At 67.4% G+C, this 22,324-nt stretch carries 18 protein-coding genes and 1 tRNA gene; 11 read left to right on the top strand and 8 right to left on the bottom strand.

The window, feature by feature from the left end; genetic code table 11:
* Positions 1-18 precede the first annotated feature (18 nt).
* The 6 genes from ACZY0X_RS29055 to ACZY0X_RS29030 all read left to right on the top strand — a co-directional run bounded on the left by ACZY0X_RS29055 (position 19) and on the right by ACZY0X_RS29030 (position 8,711).
* Positions 19-1,494 carry an APC family permease gene (locus tag ACZY0X_RS29055; protein WP_463775348.1) on the top strand — a complete coding sequence of 492 codons (1,476 nt, stop codon included), beginning with the start codon at positions 19-21 and terminating at the stop codon, positions 1,492-1,494.
* A 53-nt stretch (positions 1,495-1,547) separates the two neighbouring features.
* Entirely contained in the window at positions 1,548-2,927 is a 1,380-nt protein-coding gene (locus ACZY0X_RS29050) for an NAD-dependent succinate-semialdehyde dehydrogenase (RefSeq protein WP_463775346.1), read from the top strand.
* Positions 2,928-2,976: 49 nt separating this feature from the next.
* A complete protein-coding gene (locus tag ACZY0X_RS29045; RefSeq protein WP_463775345.1) occupies positions 2,977-3,483 on the top strand; it encodes an NUDIX domain-containing protein in 507 nt (168 codons plus the stop codon).
* A 294-nt stretch (positions 3,484-3,777) separates the two neighbouring features.
* A complete protein-coding gene (ponA2, locus tag ACZY0X_RS29040; protein ID WP_463775343.1) occupies positions 3,778-6,261 on the top strand; it encodes a transglycosylase/D,D-transpeptidase PonA2 in 2,484 nt (827 codons plus the stop codon).
* A 192-nt stretch (positions 6,262-6,453) separates the two neighbouring features.
* Complete coding sequence (locus tag ACZY0X_RS29035; protein ID WP_463775342.1) at positions 6,454-7,860, top strand: APC family permease; 1,407 nt, start codon at positions 6,454-6,456, stop codon at positions 7,858-7,860.
* On the top strand, positions 7,857-8,711 hold the full coding sequence (locus ACZY0X_RS29030; RefSeq protein ID WP_463775340.1) for a universal stress protein: 855 nt from the start codon (positions 7,857-7,859) through the stop codon (positions 8,709-8,711). The genes ACZY0X_RS29035 and ACZY0X_RS29030 overlap by 4 nt, the downstream gene beginning before the upstream one ends.
* A gap of 22 nt (positions 8,712-8,733) precedes the next feature.
* On the opposite strand, the gene ACZY0X_RS29025 is transcribed toward ACZY0X_RS29030, so the two are convergent.
* Positions 8,734-8,807 (bottom strand) — tRNA-Ile (locus tag ACZY0X_RS29025).
* Positions 8,808-8,913: 106 nt separating this feature from the next.
* Here ACZY0X_RS29025 and ACZY0X_RS29020 point away from each other — a divergent pair.
* Positions 8,914-9,321, top strand: a complete 408-nt coding sequence (locus ACZY0X_RS29020; protein ID WP_463775339.1) for a phage holin family protein — start codon at positions 8,914-8,916, stop codon at positions 9,319-9,321.
* Here the strand turns inward: ACZY0X_RS29020 and ACZY0X_RS29015 are convergent, their stop codons facing one another.
* From ACZY0X_RS29015 to ACZY0X_RS29005, 3 genes are read right to left on the bottom strand one after another with little or no spacing between them, the layout of a single operon-like run.
* Positions 9,322-10,143, bottom strand: coding sequence for a carboxymuconolactone decarboxylase family protein (locus tag ACZY0X_RS29015; RefSeq protein ID WP_463775337.1), 822 nt, complete (start codon positions 10,141-10,143; stop codon positions 9,322-9,324).
* Between the two features lie 8 nt (positions 10,144-10,151).
* Positions 10,152-11,522: a metallopeptidase TldD-related protein gene (locus ACZY0X_RS29010; RefSeq protein WP_463775336.1), complete on the bottom strand. Its 1,371-nt coding sequence runs from the start codon at positions 11,520-11,522 to the stop codon at positions 10,152-10,154.
* The gene (locus ACZY0X_RS29005; RefSeq protein WP_463775334.1) at positions 11,522-13,042 is read right to left on the bottom strand and encodes a TldD/PmbA family protein; all 1,521 of its coding nucleotides are present in this window, start codon (positions 13,040-13,042) and stop codon (positions 11,522-11,524) included. The genes ACZY0X_RS29010 and ACZY0X_RS29005 overlap by 1 nt, the downstream gene beginning before the upstream one ends.
* Positions 13,043-13,088: 46 nt before the next feature.
* On the opposite strand from ACZY0X_RS29005, the gene ACZY0X_RS29000 reads away from it, so the two are divergent.
* The 3 genes from ACZY0X_RS29000 to ACZY0X_RS28990 all read left to right on the top strand — a co-directional run bounded on the left by ACZY0X_RS29000 (position 13,089) and on the right by ACZY0X_RS28990 (position 16,154).
* Positions 13,089-13,961 carry a carbohydrate ABC transporter permease gene (locus ACZY0X_RS29000; RefSeq protein ID WP_463775333.1) on the top strand — a complete coding sequence of 291 codons (873 nt, stop codon included), beginning with the start codon at positions 13,089-13,091 and terminating at the stop codon, positions 13,959-13,961.
* Positions 13,948-14,787, top strand: coding sequence for a carbohydrate ABC transporter permease (locus ACZY0X_RS28995; RefSeq protein ID WP_463775331.1), 840 nt, complete (start codon positions 13,948-13,950; stop codon positions 14,785-14,787). Before ACZY0X_RS29000 ends, ACZY0X_RS28995 begins: the two co-directional genes overlap by 14 nt.
* A gap of 77 nt (positions 14,788-14,864) precedes the next feature.
* Positions 14,865-16,154, top strand: coding sequence for an ABC transporter substrate-binding protein (locus tag ACZY0X_RS28990; protein ID WP_463775458.1), 1,290 nt, complete (start codon positions 14,865-14,867; stop codon positions 16,152-16,154).
* Here ACZY0X_RS28990 and ACZY0X_RS28985 read toward each other — a convergent pair.
* Together ACZY0X_RS28985 and ACZY0X_RS28980 are read right to left on the bottom strand one after the other, a co-directional pair.
* Entirely contained in the window at positions 16,151-17,329 is a 1,179-nt protein-coding gene (locus ACZY0X_RS28985; RefSeq protein WP_463775330.1) for a Cmx/CmrA family chloramphenicol efflux MFS transporter, read from the bottom strand. The genes ACZY0X_RS28990 and ACZY0X_RS28985 overlap by 4 nt on opposite strands.
* Before the next feature lie 165 nt (positions 17,330-17,494).
* On the bottom strand, positions 17,495-18,388 hold the full coding sequence (locus ACZY0X_RS28980) for a LysR family transcriptional regulator (RefSeq protein WP_463775328.1): 894 nt from the start codon (positions 18,386-18,388) through the stop codon (positions 17,495-17,497).
* A gap of 70 nt (positions 18,389-18,458) precedes the next feature.
* Here ACZY0X_RS28980 and dapA point away from each other — a divergent pair, with 70 nt between their 5' ends.
* Entirely contained in the window at positions 18,459-19,346 is an 888-nt protein-coding gene (gene dapA, locus ACZY0X_RS28975) for a 4-hydroxy-tetrahydrodipicolinate synthase (protein WP_463775327.1), read from the top strand.
* On the opposite strand, the gene ACZY0X_RS28970 is transcribed toward dapA, so the two are convergent.
* On the bottom strand, positions 19,343-20,179 hold the full coding sequence (locus ACZY0X_RS28970; protein WP_463775325.1) for a CbiQ family ECF transporter T component: 837 nt from the start codon (positions 20,177-20,179) through the stop codon (positions 19,343-19,345). The genes dapA and ACZY0X_RS28970 overlap by 4 nt on opposite strands.
* The gene (locus tag ACZY0X_RS28965) at positions 20,176-22,224 is read right to left on the bottom strand and encodes an ABC transporter ATP-binding protein (protein WP_463775324.1); all 2,049 of its coding nucleotides are present in this window, start codon (positions 22,222-22,224) and stop codon (positions 20,176-20,178) included. The genes ACZY0X_RS28970 and ACZY0X_RS28965 overlap by 4 nt, the downstream gene beginning before the upstream one ends.
* Between the last annotated feature and the right edge of the window lie 100 nt (positions 22,225-22,324).

The following is a 22,324-nucleotide window of genomic DNA, read 5'->3' as shown; positions in this document are numbered from 1 at the left end:
CGCTAAGGAACATGCACGATGGACAGTCCGAACTCTTCAGCTCCGATCGCCGAGGCCGGCACGCCGAAAGGCACCGCACCGCTCTCCCTGCTCAGCCGCAACCTGGGTGTTCCCTCGATCGTCTTCATGGTGGTCGCGGCGGCTGCGCCGCTGGCCGTGGTCGCCGCCAACCTGCCGGTCCTGATCGCCCAGAGCGGTAACGGTGGCGCACCGTATTACTTCCTCGTGTGCACCATCCTGCTGGGGGTGTTCTCGGTCGGGTTCACGCTGATGAGCCGCTACGTTCCCAATGCAGGCGCGTTCTACTCGTACATCCAGGCCGGTCTTGGACGCATCACCGGGACGGGGGCGGCCGCGGTCGCGGTCTGCTCCTACTCGATGTTGCTCATAGGCGTCACTGCGTACTTCGGGGTGGCGACAGAGAACCTGTTGTCCACCGGCATTCCGTGGTGGGTGTTCTCACTGGGGCTTCTCGCGCTCGTCGCGCTCCTCGGCTACCGCGACATCGAGCTCAGTTCCAAGGTTCTCGTCATCGCGCTCGTTCTCGAGATCATCGTGGTGGTGGCGATGAACATCGGGGTGTTCGTCCACAGCGGCAGTGCTGGCTCATCGCTCTCCGTGCCGCTGAGCACCCTCGGGGCGGGCGTCCCGGCCCTCGGTGTGATGTTCGCGTTCTACAGCTTCATCGGCTTCGAGGCGACGGCGGTGTTTCGCAACGAGGCGCGCGACCCGGATCGCACCATCCCGCGGGCAACCTATGTCGCCGTCATCGTCATCGGCCTGTTCTCGGCGGTCTCCGCGTGGTGTGTCGTCGCCGGCGTGGGCGTCGACACCGTGGTTGCGGCCTCAGCCGACGACCCGGAGAACGTCGTGCTCAACCTGATGGGGAGTGTCGCAGGCGCCATCCTGGCCGATATCGCCCGCGTGTTGCTGGTGACCAGTTTCTTCGCCTGCGCCCTGTCGTTTCACAACATCGTGACCCGGTACGTCTTCGCGCTCGCCCAAAAGAACGTCCTCCCAGCAGCATTCGGCGAGGTCAGCACGAAGCACCACGCTCCGTCGCGGGCGTCGCTGCTGGTGTCGGCGTTCGCCGCCGCCTGCCTGGTCGCCGCGATCGCCGCGGGACTCGATCCGGTCACCGTGGTGTTCACCCTGGCTGGCGCGGCATCGTCGTTGGGTGTCGTCATCCTCATGACGTTGGTGAGCGTCGCGATGCTGGTGTTCTTCCGCCGGGTCGACACCGGAAAGGGCATGTGGCACACCGTCATCGCGCCGGCCGTGTCCACACTGGGCCTCGGGGTGATCCTGGTGCTCGTCGTCACCAACTTCAGCCTGCTTACCGGAACCCAGGCCCAGGCCTACGGCGTCATGGGCTTCGTGCTGGCGTCATTCGTGATCGGAGCTGTCGGGGCGATGATCATCCGATCCCGTCGCCCAGACGTCTACGACAAGCTCGACGACGGAGCGGCCACCGAGGAACAGCCCGTGGGCTGACGCCCGAGGTCTCGCTGTCCCAGATCCACAACTCCCAACCCTGGAGATCGACGATGTCCTCAGCAGTTCCCTTTCAGGTCGTGAATCCGGCCACCGGCGAGGCGGGCGCCCCGCATCCGTTCGCGAGCGCCGCCGAACTCGACGCCGCCGTCTACACCGCGCATGCGGCACAAAGGCCCTGGGCGAGTCGCCCCGTCAGCGAGCGGACGGCGGCGTTGCGCAAGGTCGCGCAGTTTCACCGCGACCGACTGGATGAACTCGCCGAGACGGCGGTCCGCGAGATGGGTAAGCCGATCGCCCAAGCGCGAGCTGAGGTGGAGTTCAGCGCCGACATCTACGACTACTACGCGGACAACGCTGAGAGCATGTTGGTCGATGAACCGATCGAACTCGCCGACGGCGACGGCAGCGCACTCATCAGGAAGCAGGCCATCGGCGTCGTCCTCGGCATCATGCCGTGGAACTTTCCCTACTACCAGGTGGCCAGGTTCGCGGCGCCGAGTCTTGCGGTGGGAAACACCGTGCTGCTCAAGCCCGCGCCACAGTGTCTGGAGTCCTCCCGCAGGATTGCCGACGCCTTCGCCGTGGCGGCGACACCCGAGGGCGTCTTCGCCAGGATCCTGGCCTCGGAGAGCGACCTCGCCGGTGTGATCGAGGACCCACGCATCGCCGGGGTGAGCTTCACCGGGTCCGAACGTGCCGGCGCGGTGGTCGGGCGCCTCGCGGGCGGATCGGTCAAGAAGGTCGTCCTGGAGCTCGGCGGTTCCGATCCGTTCCTGGTGCTCGATGGCACGAACCTCCCGGCAGCGGTCGACGCGGCGGTCGAGGCACGCCTGGACAACACCGGCCAGTCGTGTAACGGCGCCAAGCGCATCATCGTCGTCGACAGCGTGTACGACGACTTCGTGGAGAGCTTCGTCAATAAGCTCGCCGCTGTGACGCCGGGCGATCCCATGGACGAGCAGACGACCATCGGACCGCTGTCCTCGGTGCGCGCGGCTGAGATCCTTGAGTCACAGGTGAACCGGGCGATCGAGGCGGGCGCGACAGCGCTGCTGAGGAGTTCACGCGACGGCGCCTTCCACTCGTGCGGAGTCCTGGCCGACGTCGCCGCGAGCAATCCCGTGCACCGCGAGGAGCTCTTCGGGCCCGTCGCGATCGTGTACCGCGCGGCCGACGAGAACGACGCCGTGCAGATCGCCAATGACACGCCCTACGGGCTCGGGTCGTATGTCTTCACCGGTGACGCGGAGCAGGCGGGCAGAGTTGCCGACGCGCTCGACACCGGCATGGTCTACATCAACGGCGTCGGCCTCGATGCGGCGAACCTGCCATTCGGCGGGACGAAGCGTTCGGGTTCAGGCCGTGAGCTGGGATCACTCGGAATCCGAGAGTTCATCAATCACAAGCTGATCCGCTCGGTGCCGCTGTGAGCGCTTAGTCGATCGGGTTCTCGCCGGTACCTCGGATTATGGTGGACCCATGCCCGGCCTGCCGTTCCGTCGTTCGTGCCGCGGTCTACTGGTCGACGGCGACCGAGTCCTGCTCGCCCAGCACCGTATCGACGACGAACTCACTGTGTGGGTCGGACCCGGCGGCGGGGTCGAGGCCGGCGAGAACCACCTGCAGGCACTAACCCGCGAACTGCACGAGGAGACCGGCCTAGTGATCACCGCCGCTCATGCACCCCGGCTCGTGTGGGTCCAGAGTGTCGCCTTTCCCAGCATGCGCGAGGACGGCTACGCAGGCATCACCAACCACTACTTCCTCATCCACGCCGACAGTTTCGAGCCGACCAGCGGCGTCGCTCCCGGTAGGGCAGGCCACCCCTCCGAGGAGGGGATCCTCGATCAACGCTGGTGGACGCTGGCCGAGATCGACACCGCCCGGGCCCAGGGTGTGCTGTTCTCGCCGAGGGCTTTGCCGACTCTTCTGCGTGCCATCCTGGCCGACGGTCCGCCGCCGACGCCGATCGCGATCGGTCTCTAGACCTCACGCACCGCCTGTGGTGGCCCGCTGCGTTCAAAGAGGTGTCTTCATCCTCCGCTTCGTCAACGGCAAAGTACTTCAGCCCTTTGCCATCGTTGACGTCCTCGCGCAATTGAGGTAACTCTGCGCTGCGGAAGCGGTTCCCATACACGGTGATTCGACTGCACCCCCTGGCTTCTGAAGGGTCAGTGGAGCAGCCGAGATCGGGAAGGATCGCGCCGAGACACCAACGCGCTTGATGAAACGCGGGCGATCTCCACACCACGGGCCCGCGAAGGTCCTACTCTTGACGCCATGTCCGACCCGCGCCCGGGGTGGGGGGCTACGGTTGCCAAACTGGCCACACATTGTGTGCTGGCCGGATTTCTCACGGCCGCATTGCTATTCCCCGTCGTCGGCGGCGTCGGGATGTTGACGTCGCGGCTTTCCAGCATCGTGGCGCAGGACTCGTCGGAGGTACTGCAGGGCGACGCCCCGACCGTCTCCACCATGGTCGACGCCGCGGGCAAGCCGATTGCCTGGCTATACGAGCAGCGACGATGGGTGGTGCCAAGCGATCGGATCGCCGACACCATGAAGCTGGCGATCGTATCGGTCGAGGACAAACGCTTCGTTGAACACAACGGGGTGGATCTGCAGGGGACGCTGAACGGACTCTTCGGCTACATGCGGGGCGTCGAGCAGATGCGTGGCGGATCGACCATCGAGCAGCAGTACGTGAAGAACTACAACCTTCTGGTCAAGGCGAAAACAGACGCCGAGCGTCGGGCGGCCGTGGAGATCACCCCAGCACGCAAGCTGCGCGAGATGCGGATAGCCCTTGCCTTGGACAAGGAACTCCCCAAGGGGGAGATCTTGGCGCGCTACCTGAACCTCGTGTCGTTCGGCAACGGCGCCTTCGGCGTGCAGGACGCCGCGCGCACCTACTTCGGCATCGACGCCCGGCAGCTCAATTGGCAGCAGGCGGCACTGCTCGCCGGCCTGCTCAGATCCACCAGCATGCTCAACCCGTACACGAACCCGGACGGTGCCCTGGAGCGACGCAACACCGTGCTCGACACCATGATCGAGTATCTGCCCGACAGGGCTGACGAACTCCGCTCCGCCAAGGCCCAGCCGTTGGGAGTGCTCCCAGTGGTCGACCCGTTGCCGCAGGGCTGCATAGGCGCGGGAGACAACGCGTTCTTCTGCGAGTACGCCCTTGATTACCTGGCGCGCGCGGGCCTGAGCATGGAGGAGGTCGCGCGCAACGGCTACTTGATCCGCACCACCCTCGACCCCACGGTGCAGGCCAGCGTGAAATCGGCAGTCGACAGGGCGGCAGACCCCACCGCCGACGGCGTCGCGAGTGTGATGAGCGTGATCAGGCCGGGCAAGGACGCGCACCGGGTGATCGCGATGGCCGATAACCGCACGTACGGGCTCGACCTCAACGCCAACCAGACTGTGCAACCGCAACCCTTCTCCCTGGTCGGCGACGGTGCCGGGTCGATATTCAAGATCTTCACCACTGCCGCCGCACTCGAGATGGGGATGGGGATCAATGCTCAACTCGACGTTCCCTCGACATTTCAGGGCAAGGGCCTCGGCAGCAGTGAGACCCCCGGGTGTCCGCGGGAGACCTGGTGCGTGAGAAACGCCAGGGGGTACTCCAGTCCGTTGAGTGTCACTGACGCGCTGGCCCAATCCCCCAACACGGCATTCGCCAAACTCATCTCCCAGATAGGGGTGCCGCGCGCAGTGGATATGGCGGTCCGGTTGGGGTTGAGGTCCTACGCCGAACCGGGTAGCGCCCACGCCTATAACCCGGACTCCGACGAGAGCATCGCCGATTACGTCAAGCGGCAGAACATCGGATCCTTCACACTCGGTCCGCTCGAGCTCAATGCGCTCGAGCTGTCCAATGTCGGAGCGACGCTGGCCTCGGGCGGCACATGGTGCCCACCGACACCGATCGACAAGGTCTTCGACCGCCATGGCCGTGAGGTCGGCGTGGAAACCGTCCCGTGCGAACAAGCGGTACCCGAGGGTCTTGCCAACACACTGGCCAACGCGCTGGGCAAGGATCACACGAGTGGAACCGCCACCGGTGCAGCGGGTTCGGTCGGCTGGACGCTGCCGATGGCCGGCAAGACCGGCACCACCGAGTCGCATCGGTCCTCGGGATTCCTCGGCTTCACCAACCAGTACGCCGCAGCGAACTATATCTTCGACGACTCCCCCACGCCGTCAGGTCTGTGCTCGTACCCGCTACGCAAGTGCGGTGAGGGCGATCTGTACGGAGGTACCGAGCCGGCGCTGACCTGGTATCGGGCGATGAATCCGATCGCCGACGACTTCGGGCCCGTGGTCATGCCGCCCACCGATCCGCGCTACGTCGACGGCGGCCCCGGCAGCGAGGTGCCCAGTGTGACCGGCCTGAAGCTCGACGCGGCGCGTAAACGCCTGCAAGACGCCGGGTTCCAGGTCGCCGACCAACCCACACCGGTCAACAACAGCGCCTCGAAGGGTGCCGTGGTCGGAACGACCCCACGCGGCAGGACCATCCCCGGCTCGATCATCACGATCAACACCAGCACCGGCTATGTGCCGCCCCCTGTCGTCGTTCCCCCTCCGGGCGCTCCACCCCCACCCGGGGAACCACCACCGCCACCTGAGAACGTCATCCTGATCCCCGGGCTGCCGCCGATAACGATCCCCGGCATGGCTCCGCCGCCGCCCCCACCCCCGCCGCCTCCCCCGCCGGAGCCACCTCCCCCGGGCGCGCCGGCGTTCTAGGCCGGGCAGCCAGCCCCTAGCTGCGAATCTGCTGTGAACTTGCCGTGAGGACACCACAACTCGGGCTTCCGCGGGCTCACTAATACCCCGCGCCGGTCGCCTTCTCAGGGATAGCGTGATCGTCCGGGGTTCACGACGACGCCCACTGGCGCACCGTCTGACCCGAACAACCGTCGACTGAAAGGCGCTCGCGTGCAACCATCCAGCACTCCGCATCTCGGGCGTTCGCTCGGCCTGTGGGCGATCGTCGGCCTCGGTCTCGGCTACATGACCCCGATGACCGTGTTCGACACGTTCGGAATCGTCTCGGGCGAGACCGACGGTGTGGTCCCGCTCGCCTACATCGTCGCGCTGATCGCCATGATCTTCACCGCGATCAGCTATGGCCGGATGACGCGTGTCTATCCGTCGGCGGGATCGGCGTACACCTACGCCTCGGAGGTGATCCACCCCAACGTCGGGTTCCTCGTCGGCTGGTCGTCGCTGCTCGACTATCTGCTGCTGCCGATGGTGAACGCCGTCATCGGCCGGATCTACTTCGAGTCGTTCTTCCCCGAAGCTCCGTCGTGGATATTCGTCCTCGTCTATGTCGGCATCGTCACCGCGCTCAACGCCTGGAGCATCAAGGGCACGTCGAACATCAACGCCGTGCTGGTCGTGTTCCAGATCGTGCTGATCCTGGTGTTCGTCGTGCTCGCGTACAACTCGATCCGCAACGGCTTGGGCCAGGGCACGATATTCACGCTCGAGCCGCTCTATCACGCGGGCGTGAACATGGGCGCCGTCGCGGCGGGCGCCACGGTGGTGTGTTTCTCGTTCATCGGATTCGACGCGATCACGATGTACAGCGAGGAGGCGAAGTCGCCGAGCACTGTGCCGAAGGCGATCGTGCTCGCGCTGCTGATCGGCGGCGCGATCTTCTTCCTCGGCGCATGGTTCGCCCAGGCCGCCTTCCCCACGCTCGACGGTTTCGAGGTCACCGACGACACGCTCCCCGAACTCGCGCTGAAGGTCGGCGGCGAGTTCTTCAAGATCCTGTTCGTCTCAGCCGCGCTCGCCGCGATGTTCGCGTCGAGCCTGTCCTCGCACGCCAGCGTCTCTCGACTGATCTACGTCATGGGGCGCAACGGCACGGGCCGGATCCCACGATTCCTGTCCTACATCCACCCGAGATTCTTGACGCCGTTGCACGCGGTGCTCATCGTCGGCGCGGTATCCCTGCTGGCGGTCAACTTCACGCTCGAGTTCGTGTCCGCGATGATCAACTTCGGCGCCCTCATCGCATTCACCGTCGTCAACCTGACCGTGCTCCTGTACTACGCCGTCCGCCTGAAGAAGCGAAACACGCCTAAAGAGATCCTCACGAACATCCTGCTGCCGGTCATCGGCATGTCTCTGACAGTGGTGTTGTGGCTCAACCTGCACTTCGACGCGCTCCTCTACGGCGCGATCTGGTTCACCGTCGGCGTCATCGTGCTGGTGTACGCCACCCGCGGGTTGCGCAAGCCTCTCACCATGAAGATGGAGGAGGAGACCCTCGCCGAGGAGGGCACCCCGATCCCCCACATCGAGCACGGCAAGGCAGGTGAGCCCCGATGAAGCTGGTCGTCGGCTATCTCGCGACATCCGGTGGCGCGGACGCCGTTTCACTCGGTGTTCGGCTCGCCCGCACCCTCGGCGCCGAGCTGGAACTGCGAATAGTCCTGGCCCCCGACGACGTGACGACACCGCGCGTCACGTCAGGCAAGTTCCACGACGTCCTCGCCGAACGGGGTTCGGCGTGGCTCGACGAGGCAATGCGTCTGGTGCCCGACGACGTTACGGCTCACGGCGCGATACTCGTCGACGAATCGGTCGCCGGTGCACTCAGCGCGGAGGCGCTTCGGCTCGAGGCCGAGGCCATCGTGGTCGGCGGATCGGGCGGCGGGTTGGCCAGGAGCCTGTCGCTCGGCACACTCGTCGACGACCTGCTGCACTTCGCCCCGGTCCCAGTGGCCGTGGCTCCGCGAGGCACCCGCAACTCCGACGTACAACGCGTCCGCGCCGTCACGTGCGCCATCGGTGATCGTCCCGGCGCGCGTCGACTCCTCGAGCTGGCAGTGGGTGTGAGCAGGGCGACCGGCGCGCCGCTGCGCTTGGTGTCGCTCGTCGCGCTGGACAAACACGGCGAGCAGGGTCTCGAGGCCGCCCGCGAACACGCCAAAGCCACCCTCGAATCCGTGCAGGCGGCCCTTCCGGAGGGTGCCGACGTGACAGCCGTCGTCGCCGACGGCGCGACGATCGAAGCCGCCGTCGAGGAGCTCGACTGGCAGGACGGCGATCTGCTGATGCTCGGCTCCAGCAGGCTAGCCCCGCCCCGCCGCCTGTTCATCGGTTCCACGGCCGCCAGAATCCTGCGGGTCCTGCAGGTGCCGATGATCGTGACCCCGGGTGAGGAGGAGTCGACGTGAGGATGAGCGGCATCCGCTGAAGTGGGGCGGGCGGGGCTCGAACCCGCGACCAATGGATTATGAGTCCACGGCTCTAACCGACTGAGCTACCGCCCCGTCGCGCATCTGCGCGGCCACTATGGTCGCACAGGCCTGCTCGAGCCCTCCCAGGTGATATCGGAATGCTGATCATGCTCGGCATTGCCCGACTAGGCTGCCAGCCGTGATCCGATTTCTGCTGCGCATCGCCATATTCCTCGGGTCCTCGGCACTGGGCCTGCTTGCCGCGGCGTGGCTGGTGCCCGGTGTGACCATCCGACCGCTCGGCTTCCTGGCCGCCGTCGTCATCTTCACCGTCGCCCAGGCGATCCTCTCGCCGTTCTTCCTCAAGATGGCCAGCCGGTACGCGTCGGCGTTCCTCGGCGGCATCGGCCTGGTGTCGACGTTCGCCGCGCTGCTGCTGGCCTCACTGTTCGCCAGCGGGATATCAATCCGCGGCATCGGCTCGTGGATCGGCGCGACCATCGTGGTCTGGCTCATCACCGCGATCGCGACGGTCGTCCTTCCGGCGCTGTTCCTCAAGAGCAAGGTGGCATCGGCCAAGACGGGTAAGCCCGCGAAGTCCGAATAGTCAGGCGTACACCGGCTGGCCGTCCGCACCCAGCAGGTAGCGCTCGGTGCCCTCTGCCACCCGTGGGGCGTCGGCGGCCAGGGCCACCGCAATCTTGTTGGCCGCGTTGCGCATCACGTCGAGTGTCAGCTCAGTCGCCTCGACATCGGTGAAGTGTGCCCGCACACCCGCGGCCACGTCGGCATCGATGCGCGACGGCGTCCAGATCAGCGCATCGACATAGCGCAGGGCCGCCTTGTGCCGCTCGTCGAGCAGTGTCGAGGTGTCGTAGTGCTCGATGTCGTCATACATCGACTCCGTCCCGCCTGCGTCCAGGGCCGCGCCCTCGCGCAGCGACCGGCACAGTCGGCAGTTGTGCGCCACCGCGCCGCGCAGTCGGACGACCTCGGTTGTCACGGGATCGAGCGATCGCAGGGCACCCACTGTCGGGGCGAACCGGTTGAGCAGCAGGTCGATCGGATCGGTGTCGTGGTCCCAACCATCGGGTTCCGGCACGGCCGGAAGGCCCAGGGCCTCTATGCCTGCGAGTACGCGTGGCACGAAGTCGGCGACGAAGACCAGGGCCGTCCCGGCGAAGGCGTCGGCGCCGAGTGCGGCCAGGAACGCCTCCCGCTGGGCGGGGCTGACCCCCGCCACGTCGACGGCGAACTGTTCGGCGAAGTCGCGCACGGCCGCATCGGTCGACGGGGTGTCCTCGGCCGGCAGCTGCGGCAGCGTCATGGCCCCCGCGCACGTCTGGCGCACCTGCGCGTTGACCGCTCCGAGGCGCTGCGGTGATAGTGCGGTCAGCTGGCTCAGCAGGTCATAGGGCGCGTGGTCCACGAACGCGATTATTGCGCCTGGCTCACCGATGACATGTGAAAGTCGGGAATTCGCAGTGCGGGCATCGAGGCGCGGGTCGCCCAGTCGCCCCACTCGCGCGGCAGTGTGACCTCACTGACGCTCGCCTCGGTGGCGCGCCGCAACAGGTCCAGCGGGCTCTCGTTGAACCGGAAGTTGTTGACCGCGGCGGTCACCTCCCCGTCCTCGACCAGGCACACGCCGTCGCGGGTCAGACCCGTCAGCAGCAGCACCGTGGGATCCACGTCGCGGATGTACCACAGCGTGGTCAGGAGCAGCCCACGCTCGGTGGCCGCGACCATGTCGGCGAGGGTGGTCGAACCGCCCGTCATCAGCAGGTTGTCAGCGGCCACAGTGACCGGCACGCCGAACTCGGCGGCCGCCGCGCGCGGGTAGGCCAGCGAGTTGACGGTGCCGTCGCGAATCCAGTCGACGCGTCCGAGGTCCATCCCGTTGTCGAAGACCGACACCCGCTCCGAGGAACTCCTCGTCGCGACGAAGGGTGCGCACTGCAGGTCGGCCGCGCCGGGATCGGAGTACAGCGTCAGCCCGAGGTCGGTGAGCCGCTCCCCCACCCGGGTGCCGCCGGCCGCCGACATCGCGGTGCGACCCTCCTGGGCACCGCGGCCGTCCATGCTCCAGGTCAGGTAGATCATCATGTCGGCCACGGTCGACGGCGGCATCAGGGTCTCGTAGCGCCCGGCCGGCAACTCGACGGTGCGGTTGGCCCAGCCCAGCCGCATCGACAGGTCCTCGAGCATGGAATCGGTTGGCACATCGACGAAGTCGGCGGTGCTGACGCCCGACCACGCGCTGGCGCCGTTGCGCTTGGCGTTGATCTCCACCGTGCCGGTGGGCTGGGTGTAGCGCCGCCGCAGGCCGCCCGACGTCGCGACGAACGTCGTCTCCAGTTCGTGGCGGGCGAAGCCGTACAGCGTGTCGGCGCCGCGGAATCCGCGCGCCAGGCTCTGCGCCACACTGCCGAACACACCCGCTCCGGTTGTCGGGACCGGCGCGTGCCAGTCGGCGGGCGCGTCGGTTCCGGGCAGCACCGGCGCGGCGTCTCTCGCCTCGGGTGCTGAACGCGCCGCCGCCGCTGAGGCCTGCACCAGCCCGGCAACCGACTCGGGATCGACCTCACTGGCGGTGACCGCTCCGACGAACGCGCGCTCACCCCGCCGGACGATCGAGATGACCGTCGTGTCGCGGCCGAGCGACTCGCCGTTGGTGGTCATCGAGTTGCCTGCCCACCGCAGGGAGGCCGTCGATCGGTCGGTGACCAGCACGATGGTCTCGTCGGCGGCGCCCAGGCGCCTGGCCTCGGCAAGGGCCAGTTCCACGACCCGTGGTGCGTCAATCATCAGCTGCGCCCCGACTCTTCGCGTGTGTTGAGCACGTTGATGCCGCGGAACAGCGCCGACGGGCATCCGTGACTGACCGCCGCGACCTGGCCGGGTTGGGCCTTGCCGCAATTGAACGCGCCCCCGAGACGCCAGGTGGACGGGCCGCCCACGGCCTCCATCGCCCCCCAGAAGTCGGTGGTGGTGGCCTGGTACGCGACATCGCGGACCTGTCCGTCCAGGCGGCCGTCGCGGATGCGGTAGAAGCGCTGGCCGGTGAACTGGAAGTTGTAGCGCTGCATGTCGATCGACCACGACTTGTCACCGACGACATAGATGCCGTCATCGACGCGGGCGATCAGATCCTCGGTGCTGACATCCTCTGCGGCGGGCTGCAGCGACACGTTGGCCATCCGCTGGATCGGGACGTGATGGGGCGAGTCGGCATACGAGCACCCGTTCGAGCGGGCCTCGCCGAGGCGCGGCGCGAACACCCGGTCCAGTTGGTAGCCGACGAAGATGCCGTCGCGGACCAGGTCCCAGCTCTGCGCCTGCACGCCCTCGTCGTCGAAACCGATGCTGGCCAAACCGAACTCGACGGTGCGGTCGGCGGTCACGTTCATCAGCGGTGAGCCGTACCGCATGCTGCCCAGCTTGTCCGGCGTCGCGAACGAGGTTCCCGCATAGGCGGCCTCGTAGCCGATGGCGCGGTCGTACTCGGTGGCATGGCCGATGGACTCGTGGATGGTCAACCACAGGTTGGACGGATCGATCACCAGATCGGTGGGACCCGCGATCACACCGGGAGCCTTGGTCTTCTCGGCCAGCAGTGTCGGCAGTTCGGCGAGCTCGGTCGTCCAGTCCCAGATCTCGTCACCCGCGACGGCCTCCCACCCGCGCGCCGTTGGCGGGGCCAGCGACCGCATGGTGTCGAACGTGCCGACCGCCGCGTCCACGGCGATGGCCTCCAGGGTCGGCTGCACCCGGACCCGCTGCTGGGTGATCGACGATCCGAAGGTATCGGCGTAGAAGGTCTGCTCCTTGGCCGCGTAGAGGCTTGCGGACACGTGGTCGACGCCGTCGGCCGCCAGCAGCCTGCCCGAGTACTCGTCGAGCACGGCGATCTTGTCGGCAGCGGCCACCTCGAACGGGTCGATGCGGTAGTCCGACACCCAGGAGGCGTTGGCGTACACCGGTTCGGGCGCCAGCTCGATGCGCTCGGCGTTCAACGGCGCCAGGGTGGTCGCCACGGCGACCGCGCGCCGCGCGGTGTCTGCGGCCACCCGCGGGTCCAGCTCGGCGTGCGAGGCGAACCCCCAGGTGCCGTCGACGATGACCCGCACCGCCAGCCCCAGCTCACGCGTCAGAACGGACGTCTCCAGCTCGCCATCGCGGAGTTGAATGATCTCGGTGGTGATGCGGTGGATGCGCAGGTCCGCGTAGCTGGCACCGGCATTGACGGCCGCGGTCAACGCGGCGTCAGCAAGCTCATGCCGGGGCAGCGCGAGGAAGTCGGCATCGACACGTCGGTGCGCTGTCACGCCTACACCGTAGTGGCACGTGCTCCGGAGAGGCTTTAATGACCCCGTGACGCGTCGGAGGGTGGGAGCGGCTGTCCGGGGCTACGCCCTGCTCGCGCCCAGCCTGTTCGGCATGGTCACGTTCCTGCTGCTGCCGATGCTCGTGGTGGCGTGGTTGAGCCTGCAGCGCTGGGATCTGCTGGGCCCCATCGAATATGTCGGACTGGCCAATTGGCGCGCGGTGCTCACCGACGCCACGTTCGCCCGATCGCTCGGGGTGACCGCGCTGTTCATCGCCCTGGTGGTGCCGATACAGACAGCGCTGGGGCTGTTCGCGGCGGCAATGCTGGCGCGCGGTCTGCCGGGCAGCGGATTCTTCAGGACGCTGTACGTGCTGCCGTGGATCTGTTCCCCGTTGGCCATCGCGGTGCTGTGGCGATGGATCCTGGCCCCCACGGACGGCGCCGTCAGCACCCTGCTGGATCGCCCGATCGAGTGGCTGACCGATCCGACGCTGGCGCTGCCCGTCGTCTCGGCGGTAACGGTGTGGACCAACGTCGGCTACGTGACGCTGTTCTTCCTGGCCGGCATCCTGGCCATCCCCACCGAGGTGCAGAACGCGGCACGCACCGACGGCGCCGGCTCGTGGCAGCGCTTCCGGCACATCACGCTCCCCATGCTGCGCCCGACGCTGTTCTTCGTATTGGTCACAGGGATCGTGAGCGCGGCCCAGGTTTTCGACACCGTCTATGCCCTGACCGGTGGCGGTCCGCAGGGTCGCACCGATCTGGTGGCGCACCGCATCTACGCCGAGGCGTTCGGCGCCGCATCGATCGGGCGAGCGTCGGTCATGGCGGTGGTGTTGTTCGTCTTGCTGGTCGGTGTGACCCTGCTCCAGCAGCGGTACTTCAGGAGACGGATCAGCTATGACCTGGTCTAGGGGCGCCTCCGGCTCCGTGTCTAGCGGCGCCGTCGTCTACCCCCTGCTGATCCTCGGCGCGCTCATCACCCTCGTCCCGTTCGGGCTGGGGTTGCTGACGTCGTTCACCTCCGCCGAACAGTTCAACACCGGATCGCCGCTGTCCCTGCCGAATCCGCCCACGTTGAGCAACTACACCGGACTGGCCGATGCGGGGTTCGGGCGCGCCATCGTGGTGACGGCGCTGATGACCGCGGTGATCCTGGTGGGTCAGCTGACGTTATCGGTCCTCGCCGCGTACGCGTTCGCGCGACTGGAGTTCCCCGGCCGCGACGCGCTGTTCTGGGTGTACGTCGCCACACTCATGGTGCCCGCCACGGTCACGGTGGTTCCGCTGTATCTGATGATGGCCGAGACGGGTCTGCGCAACACGTTCTGGGCGCTGGTGTTGCCGTTCATGTTCGGCTCGCCCTACGCGATCTTCCTGTTGCGCGAGTACTTCCGCACCATCCCGGCCGACCTGATCCGCGCCGCCCGCGTCGACGGAGCCAACACCCTCGACGTCATCGTGCACGTGGTGCTTCCGGCCAGTAAGCCCATCCTCGTCACGCTCGGGCTGATCACCGTGGTGTCGCAGTGGAATAGCTTCATGTGGCCGTTGGTCATCACCAGTGGTGGGCGCTGGCAGGTCCTGACGGTGGCCACGGCCGGTCTGCAGTCGCGGTACGACGCCCAGTGGACGCTGGTGATGGCGGCGACGACCGTGGCGATCGTGCCGTTGATCGTGGTGTTCGTCGCGCTCGGGCGCCACATCACCTCATCAATCGTGGTGACGGGCCTGAAGTGAGTCTCCCCCGCGCCCGGCGATCCGCGCAGCTGCGGCCCAGGTCGTCGACGTTGTTCGCGGGCTCGGTCGCGCTGCTGATGACCGTGCTGCTGACGGTGGCCGTCCTGCTCGGCCGATCGACGGAACCCGATGACCGCGCCGTGGTGACGGTGCGACTGTGGGACGAGCAGGTGGCCGCCGCCTACCGAGAGTCGTTTGACGAGTTCACCCGCGCACATCCCGATATCGAGGTGCGGGTCAACGTCGTCCCCTACTCGTCCTACTTCGACACACTGCGCACCGACGTGGCCGGCGGCAGCGCCGACGACGTGTTCTGGTTGTCCAACGCCTATTTCGCCGGCTACGCCGACAACGGCAGGCTTCTCGATATCGGCGCGACACTGCCCGGCGCCGTCAGATCGTGGGACCCGGCGGTGGTCGCGCAGTTCACGCGCAACGACACGCTGTGGGGTGTACCGCAGCTGACCGATGCGGGCATCGCCGTGTACTACAACGCCGATCTGCTCGACGCGGCGGGAGTGAGCCTCGGCGAGATGGCGCGCCTGCGGTGGTCACCCGGCGGGCCGGACGCAGGTGACACCCTGCGGTCGCTGGCGGCACGGCTGACCGTGGACGCGGGCGGGAATCGCGCCGACACACCGGCGTTCAACGCCGACCGCATCCGGCAGTGGGGGTACAACGCCGCCAACGACCTGCAGGGCATCTACCTCAACTACATCGGATCGGCAGGTGGGGTGTTCCAGGACGGCGACCGGTTCGCCTTCGACAATGACGCTGCGACACAGGCGTTCGAGTACCTCGTGCACCTGATCAACGTCGATCACGTCGCTCCCCCGGCGTCGAACACCAACGGCAACGGCGACTTCTCCCGCAACCAGTTCCTGGCCGGGCGCATGGCGCTGTTCCAGTCCGGCACCTACAACCTGGCCGCGATCGCCGATCAGGCGCGGTTTCGCTGGGGGGTGGCGATGCTGCCGACGGGACCCGCTGGAAGGGTGAGCGTCACCAATGGCATTGCCGCGGCCGCCAACTCGGCGACCAGGCATCCCGACGCGGTGCGCGCGGTGCTGGCGTGGATGGGCAGCGCCAAGGGCAATCAGTACCTGGGTGCACGGGGCGCCGCCATTCCGGCCGTCATCGCGGCGCAGCAGGCGTACTTCGCATACTGGGCCGGCCGCGGTGTGGACGTGACACCGTTCTTCCAGGTACTCGACGGGCCGCGCATCCCCGCCCCCGGCGGCGCCGGCTTCGCGGCGGGATACGCGGCGCTGCAGCCGTTCTTCGACGAGATGTTCCTCGGCCGCACCGACGTGGCACAGACCCTGACCGACGCGCAGGCCGCAGCCAACGCCGCGGCTGAGCGCTAAGCCCCGCGCTGCGACGCCCCGGCACGAGGTCCGATCACCCGCAGCAGCGGCAGCGCGATGAGCAGTGCGACCGCAACCAGGATGGCGCTCACCCACACCGGACCCAGCTCACCGGCGTTCGCGCCGAGCGTCCCCGCTGCGACCAGGGGGCCTCCGGCCGCACCGATGTTCAGCGCCGCGGTCGCATAGGACCCGCCCATGGTCGGCGCGTCCACCGCCTCATAGAGCACTCTGGCAATCAACGTGCTGCCCACCGCGAACGCCAGGGCCCCCTGCATGAACACCAGCAGCAGAAGCGCCACCGGCTGGGCGGCCAGGGCCGCCAGCGCGATCCACCCGAGCAGCAGGATGGGACCACCGACGCCGATCACGACGGCGGGATGCTGATCCGAGAGACGGCCCGCGACGGTGACACCCACGAAGGAGCCGACACCAAAGAGGGCCAACGCCACCGGGACCCACAACGCCCCCAGGCCGGCGGTATCGGTCACGATCGGCGCCAGGAATGTGAACGTGGCGAATGTCGCCCCGTTGACCAGTGCGCCGAGCACCATGACCAGGGCCAGCCTGGGACGCGCCAGCGCAGCGATCTCGGTGCGCAGTGAGACGGCGTCTGGAGTGGACCGTGCGGCCCTGACCGGAATGCCCATCGCGATGCCGACGGCGGCGGGAACACACAGCAGCGCGATCGCCCAGAAGGTCGCCCGCCAGTCGAACAGCGCGCCGAGTACCGCGCCGCAGGGAACACCGACGACGGTGGCGATCGTAATACCCGAGAGCAACACCGCCAGCGCCCGTCCCCTGCGATCGGCCGCGACGACGGCGACCGCGGCACTCAGCGCCACGGCCAGGAAGCCCGCATTGGCCAGGGCGGCGATCACCCGGGTGACCAGCAGAACCGCGAAACTCGTTGTGAGGGCGCCGACGACATGCACGACGGCGAACACCGTCACGAACCCCAGCAGGCTGGTCCGGGGTGGCCATCGCCGGGCAAGCGCCGCCATCGTCGGCGCGCCGATGATCATCCCGACCGCGAACGCGGAGGTCAGTAGACCGGCGGCGCCGATCGACACGTCAAGGGATGCGGCGAGGTCTGGTGCCAGACCGGCGAGCATGAACTCAGATGTGCCCATGGCGAATACCGCCACGGCAAGGAGATACAGAGAAAGAGGCATTGCGGACTCCGAGGTGAGTGAGAACGAGAAGGAGACGTCTCGTCACCGCGGCCGGTGGCCCCGAAGCTGGGAAGCCGACTGGGAATTCAGCGATTCAGGGGGCTGACGGCGGCGTGACCGAAAGCCCCCACCTTGTCCGACTCAGGGCTCGACATGTCACGAACACTACCCATGCTCACCCGCCACCACGCAACCGAGTTTCGCCGCCGCTTGCAGGGCAACGCGTCCGGCGGAGATCGCGGGATGGGTGCCGGTGCCGCGCCGGTAGGCCAAGTGAGTTCGCCGCCGGATGGATAGCGGGGTCAACACCACAGCGGCAGGTGGCGCGACGGCACCCAGGTCGGGAACGAGAGCGACACCCTGACCGGCTGCCACCAACGCGAGGACGGCACCGAAGTCGTCGGCGTGGTGACGGATGCGCGGAGTGAATCCCGCAGCCTCGCAGGCTCTGACGGTCAACCTGTGGCAGAGCGTGCCCGGGGTGCCCGAGATCCAGGGCGAATCACGCTGAGCGGTCAGGGGATCGGCGGCCAGCCCGGCCAGGTGGACGACTTCTTCGAACAGCGGTTCGGTCTGCAGACCGGCATGGCGCAGGAGCGGTACATAGTCGTATTCCTGGACGAGAGCGATATCGAGGCTGTCCTCACGGAGTGCATCGGGAACTGATGCCGGATCGAGTTCGGTGACCATCAGATCCAGGCTCGGATAGTCACTACTCAGTGCGACGATCGCGGGCGTCAGAATGGTCGGGACCGCCGAGGGGAAGACGCCGATCCGCAGCGTTCCCGCGAGCGTCGTTGTCGACGATGCGAGTCCGGCGGCGGCCTCCTGCAGGAGCGCGAGGATGGACTCCGTGTGCTCGACGAGATCGCGAGCCGCCGGAGTGAGCCTCACTCGCCGCCCGGTTCGTTCCAACAGTGGCACGCCGGTGTCGCGTTCAAGTGCGGTGAGCTGTTGAGACACCGCTGATGGCGAGTATGCAAGCGCCTCAGCAACGGCCGCGATCGTCCCGCGATGGGCCAGCTCACGAAGAAGCCGAAGTTTGCGCACATCGAGCATAAGCTCAGCTTATGCTCGAATGAAGAAATGCGAACTGGACCTGCATAAAGGATTGAGTGATCGTCGACATATGTCGCTCACGGGTCTCTTCGTTCCACTCGTCACACCGTTCACAACCGCGGACGAACTCGCTTGCCACGCATTGGAGACGCTCGCCCATGGCGTACTCGATGACGGGGCGGACGGCATCGTCGCCTTGGGCACGACCGCCGAACCGGCGACGTTGACGTTCGCGGAGCGCCGCAGGGTTGTCGACATCTGCGCCGGTGTGTGCAGTGAACGCGGCGCCCACCTGATCGTCGGCACCGGGTCAAACTCGACCACGGGCTCAATCGACGCCCTCGCCGACATCGACCCCCGAGCGACTGCGGCCCTCACAGTGGTCCCCTACTACTCGCGCCCGTCCGAGGATGGCGTCGTCGAGCACTTCCGGCGACTCGCGTCAGCCAGTCCGGTGCCATTGCTCATCTACAACGTCCCTCACCGCACCTGCAGGCCGTTGGGAGCCGACACCCTCGCACGGCTCGCCTCGCTACCCAACGTTGCAGGGTTCAAGCACGCAGTCGGGGGAATCGACGAGGCCACTGTCACTTTCATGAGCAACGTGTCGACCGATGTCTCAGTCCTCGCCGGCGACGACCTCTACGCCGGGCTGTTGATGGCACTCGGGGCGAGCGGGGCAATCCTTGCCGGCGCCAATGTGGCCACCCGCGCATACGCCGACCTGCTCGCAGCGTGGCGAGGCGGCGCGCTCGACCATGCACGCGGCCTCAACAACCGGCTCGTTCCGCTGGCCCGTGCGCTATTCGCCGAACCCAATCCCGCGGTGATCAAGGCCGTGCTGGCGGCTCATGGCCGGATTCCGTGCCCCCACGTCCGACTACCGCTGCTTGCGGCCAGCACGGCGGCCACCGCGGCGGCCCTGGAGTGTTGCGATTCGCTGGCGTCAGTCCGCTAGGCGCTGGTCGCCAGCGGCGTGAAGACCTCGACGTAAATCGAGACTGCGCACATCACCGCCACGATCACGAGCGCCACGGCGTCGCGCCATTTCGGCCTCGACGGCTGCGCCGAGATCTGGCCCGCCCCACCACGTGCGGTGATCGCGTCGCCCATCTCGTCGGCGCGGCGCAATGCCACGGTGATGGCCGCGGCGAGCAGATCGATGGTCTCGGCGGCCCAGCGCTGGCTGCGCGCACGCCCGCGGGTCGCCGCGTCACGCGGCCGGAGCCGACGGGCCGCGAACAAGATGCGGAACTCGTCGATGAGCATCGGGAAGGCGCGCAGGGCCAACGCCAGCGCCACCGCCCAGTCGTCGACGGGAATCCGGAAAATCCGCAGCGGACGCCCGAGTTTGGCGACCGCCGGCGCGATCTCGGCGACATTGGTCGTCCAGGACACCAGCGCTCCGAGGCCGAGCAGGACGATCGACAAAACGGTGATCCGCAGGAAGTTGAAGAGTCCACCCAGCCCCACGGTCATGGTGCCGACGGTGATCTCTGGGCTTCCCGCGGCGAACGTTGCCGTCAGTCCGCCCAGGAAGACGATGAACCACAACCAAATCGGAATCGACGGAAGCGCGCCGCGCGGCACCCGGGCGATCAGTGCGGTGGCCACGACCAGCAGGCCCACCAGAGCGATCGGGATCCATCCCGGATAGAAGGTCATCAGCAGGCCCACCGCGGCGACGGCGAGAAGTTTCGTGCCAGCCCACAATTCGTGCACGGGCGAGCGGCCGGGCACCGGCCGCAGAAGCACGACGGGACGGCGTTGCCGCTTGGTCTCGGCGCTCACGACATACCCCCTGTCGTGGTGCTACTGGGGGTATGCGCGATCACGCCGCTGTCCAGGTGCAGTGTGCGTGGACAGAGTTCCTCAAGGCCGGAGAAGTCGTGCGATATGACCACCACGGTGAGTCCGGAGTTGCGACGCAGATCCTCCAGGACCGAGAGCAGACCGCGCTGGCTGGCGGCGTCCAGACCTGCCAGCGGTTCGTCGAGGATGAGCACACGCGGCGACTTGGCCAGCAGTCCGGCCAGCACCACCCTGCGCATCTGGCCGCCACTGAGTTGATCGATGCGCCGCAATCCGAGCGCGGGGTCCAGTCCGACGCGCGTCATCGCCCGCACGACCTTCGAATGGTCGTGGTAGTCGAACCCGGCGCTGGAGGCGATCTCGAGATCGACCCGGCCACGCATCAGCTGCAGGCGCGCGGCCTGGAATGAGATGGCAACAGCGCCAACCTGATCCGCCACGGGAACGCCGTCGAGCAGGCAGCTGCCGGTGGTGGGTTCGAGCAGACCGGCCATGATCCACGCCAGCGTCGACTTGCCGGATCCGTTGAGGCCGTGGATAAGCAGACCGTCACCCTCGTGCACCACGAAGTCGATGTCCCGCAAGGCCGTCGACGCCCACGGTGTCCCGCTGCCGTACTCGTGGCTGACACCGCGCAGTTCGAGCAGCGGCCTGCCCGCGTGGTGGGCCGTGCTCGCGGCGGGAGCGGGTGCGGTCGGCACCATCTCGACGTTGTCGGCGGTACCGCCGTTGCCGACGAGGTTCACCGACCGCTCGGCGGAGTCCGCCTCGTCGTTGTAGTGGGTGATGTGCACCAACGACATTTGATGCCGCTGTGTGAGACCGCCCAGCACCGATATCAAGGCCTCGCGGCCCTGTTGGTCGACCATGCTGGTGACCTCGTCGGCGATCAGCAGTCGGGGTTCACGGGCGAGTGCGCCTGCGACGGCGAGGCGCTGCAGCTCACCGCCGGACAGTCCGCCCGTGTCGCGCTCGGCCAGCCCGTCGAGGCCCACCTCGGCGAGCAGACGGTCGACATCGGGGTGGGTGCCGGCGGGCAGCCCCCAGACCACGTCGTCGGCGACGCGGGTGCCCAGCACCTGACTCTCCGGGTGCTGCATCACCACGGCGGTTCCTCCGACGTGACCGAGCCCCACCCCACCGGGCCGCTCGATCACCCCTGCCGTCGGTTCGCGTCCGGCGAGCAGCAGCATCAGCGTGGTCTTGCCGGACCCGTTGGCCCCGGTGATGGCGACGTGCTCGCCCGGTTCGATGCTCAGCGACACCGGACCTAGGGCGTCGTGGTTGGCACCGGGATAACGGAAATGCACGTCGCGCAGCCGCACCGGTACCGGTGATGCCGCCGGCGCGTCAGCGGCGGGAGCGTCGAGTTTGTGGACATCGGGGACGCCGAACAGACGCGACAGCACGCGCGAGAGTGCCCACCACCCGATCAGGCTGACGCCCGTGATGCTGACGATGCCCGCGGCCAGGATCAGCAACGGCCAGTAGTTGAGCATCGTGGCGAAGTCCTCGCGCAACCGCAGCGCGAAGGGCTCCATGCCGGGGATCTGCTCCAGCACCCTGGAGGTGCCGGTGACATTGGCTGTCATGGCGTCGAAGACCAGATTGCGCAGGCGGGAGAGGACCGTCAGTGCCGCTATCGCGGCGAGACCGAACACGGTGCCCGCGACCAACGCGGCAAGGGTCACGGTTGGCGTGCCCCGCCCCCGGCGCTTCACCACACCCGTGAGCCCACCGATGTAGGCGCAGTCCACGACCGTCATGAAACCGCCCATACCGGCGATGAGGAAGGCGATCATCGCACCCGCGACGGTGGCAGCGACCAGAACCCGCAGCCGGTAGCGGTACGCGAGCAGGCCCATCGGGACGGTACCGAGCAACGAGAGCCCCGCCGCGAACGGCACCACGACGGCGATGATCGCGGTCGCGGCGCACAGCGCGGCCATGACGGCGGCGTGCGCGAGTTCGGCGGGTTGCAAGGACCCAGCACGTCGAGTTTCGCGTGCGCCGGTCAGGACCATTTCTCGATTCTGCCAGCCGCGAGCCAAGAACTGTCATCGCCGCCTGTGAGCGTTGCCAGGGTCACCCCCGCCACCTACATAGAATGTCTATGTAATATGG

The sequence above is a fragment of the Mycobacterium sp. IDUB_39 genome (genome assembly GCF_055419205.1).
The sequence above is the reverse complement of the archived record's forward strand: the minus strand, read 5'-3'. Positions and strand labels throughout refer to the sequence as shown.

Excerpts from the sequence above, each read along its gene's own strand:
- ACZY0X_RS28985 (WP_463775330.1), bottom strand. The coding sequence starts at position 17,329 with ATGCCTCTTTCTCTGTATCTCCTTGCCGTGGCGGTATTCGCCATGGGC.
- ACZY0X_RS29030 (WP_463775340.1), top strand. The coding sequence starts at position 7,857 with ATGAAGCTGGTCGTCGGCTATCTCGCGACATCCGGTGGCGCGGACGCC.
- ACZY0X_RS29050 (WP_463775346.1), top strand. The coding sequence starts at position 1,548 with ATGTCCTCAGCAGTTCCCTTTCAGGTCGTGAATCCGGCCACCGGCGAG.
- dapA (WP_463775327.1), top strand. The coding sequence starts at position 18,459 with ATGTCGCTCACGGGTCTCTTCGTTCCACTCGTCACACCGTTCACAACC.
- ACZY0X_RS29045 (WP_463775345.1), top strand. The coding sequence starts at position 2,977 with ATGCCCGGCCTGCCGTTCCGTCGTTCGTGCCGCGGTCTACTGGTCGAC.
- ACZY0X_RS28980 (WP_463775328.1), bottom strand. The coding sequence starts at position 18,388 with ATGCTCGATGTGCGCAAACTTCGGCTTCTTCGTGAGCTGGCCCATCGC.
- ACZY0X_RS28965 (WP_463775324.1), bottom strand. The coding sequence starts at position 22,224 with ATGGTCCTGACCGGCGCACGCGAAACTCGACGTGCTGGGTCCTTGCAA.
- ponA2 (WP_463775343.1), top strand. The coding sequence starts at position 3,778 with ATGTCCGACCCGCGCCCGGGGTGGGGGGCTACGGTTGCCAAACTGGCC.
- ACZY0X_RS29010 (WP_463775336.1), bottom strand. The coding sequence starts at position 11,522 with ATGATTGACGCACCACGGGTCGTGGAACTGGCCCTTGCCGAGGCCAGG.
- ACZY0X_RS28990 (WP_463775458.1), top strand. The coding sequence starts at position 14,865 with ATGACCGTGCTGCTGACGGTGGCCGTCCTGCTCGGCCGATCGACGGAA.
- ACZY0X_RS29055 (WP_463775348.1), top strand. The coding sequence starts at position 19 with ATGGACAGTCCGAACTCTTCAGCTCCGATCGCCGAGGCCGGCACGCCG.
- ACZY0X_RS28995 (WP_463775331.1), top strand. The coding sequence starts at position 13,948 with ATGACCTGGTCTAGGGGCGCCTCCGGCTCCGTGTCTAGCGGCGCCGTC.